The sequence below is a fragment of the Mesorhizobium sp. M2C.T.Ca.TU.002.02.1.1 genome, from assembly GCF_003997225.1.
Genome location: NZ_RZTO01001304.1, coordinates 1 through 1,004, shown reverse-complemented (window position 1 = coordinate 1,004; position 1,004 = coordinate 1). Strand labels below are relative to the sequence as shown.

Sequence of the window (1,004 nt, the reverse complement as noted above, 5' to 3'; positions counted from 1 at the left end):
GGTGTAGTTGATGCCGACATGGTCCTGCAGATTGGCGCCGACATTCTCGTTGGCGTGGACCACCGGGATGCCGAGGCCAGCCAGCAGCGTCGCGGGGCCGACACCGGAGAGCTGCAGCAGTTGCGGCGAGTTGATCGAGCCGCCGGAGAGGATCACCTCGCGGCCGGCGCGCGCCGTCTTCTTCTGCCCGTTCTGCTCATATTCGACGCCGACGGCGCGCTTGCCCTCGAACAGGATCTTGGTCGCCAGGGCGTTGGTCTCGACACGGACGTTGGCGCGCTTCATCGCCGGCCGCAGGAAGGCGCGGGCGGCCGACATGCGGCGGCCGTTCTTGGTCGTGATCTGGTAGACGCCGACGCCTTCCTGGGAGGCGCCGTTGAAGTCCGGATTGAACGGCAGTCCGGCCTGCTGGGCGGCGGCCAGGTAGCGCTTGGTCAGCGGGTGCACGGCGCGCGAACAATCGGTGACACGCAAGGGGCCGCCGACGCCGCGCCATTGGTCGGCGCCGGCCGCATTGTCTTCCATCGCCTTGAAGGAGGGCAGCAGGTCGTCATAGGCCCAGCCGGGGTTGCCGGCGGCGGCCCAGGCATCGAAATCCTCGCGCGCGCCGCGGATGAAGACCATGGCGTTGATCGAGCTCGAGCCGCCAAGCAGCTTGCCGCGCGGCCAATGGTCGGCATTGCCGGCGAGACCAGGATCCGGCTCGGTCTTGTAGTTCCAGTTGACGGCCGGGTCGAAGAAGGTCTTGCCGTAGCCGAGCGGCATCTGGACGTAGAACCTTCGGTCGGTTCCGCCGGCCTCCAGCACCAGCACCGAGAAGCGGCCCGACGCCGAAAGCCTGTCGGCAACGACCGAACCGGCCGAACCGGAGCCGACGACGATGAAATCATAAGTCTGCATAATGGAAGGGCGGGCTCCGCAATGTCGGGCTTACCCTAGACATTGCCGGCTCGCGGCGTCGCCGTGGCTTCCGGCATGGCTTGTGAAAAAAGCGACCGGCGCGG

The 1,004-nt window shown here is 67.2% G+C and carries 1 protein-coding gene; it reads right to left on the bottom strand.

Going from position 1 to position 1,004, the window contains the following annotated elements; translation table 11 throughout:
* Positions 1–900, bottom strand: a 900-nt coding sequence (locus tag EOD07_RS35665) for a GMC family oxidoreductase N-terminal domain-containing protein (protein WP_206519662.1), incomplete at its 3' end; no start/stop codon positions are given.
* Positions 901–1,004: the final 104 nt, after the last annotated feature.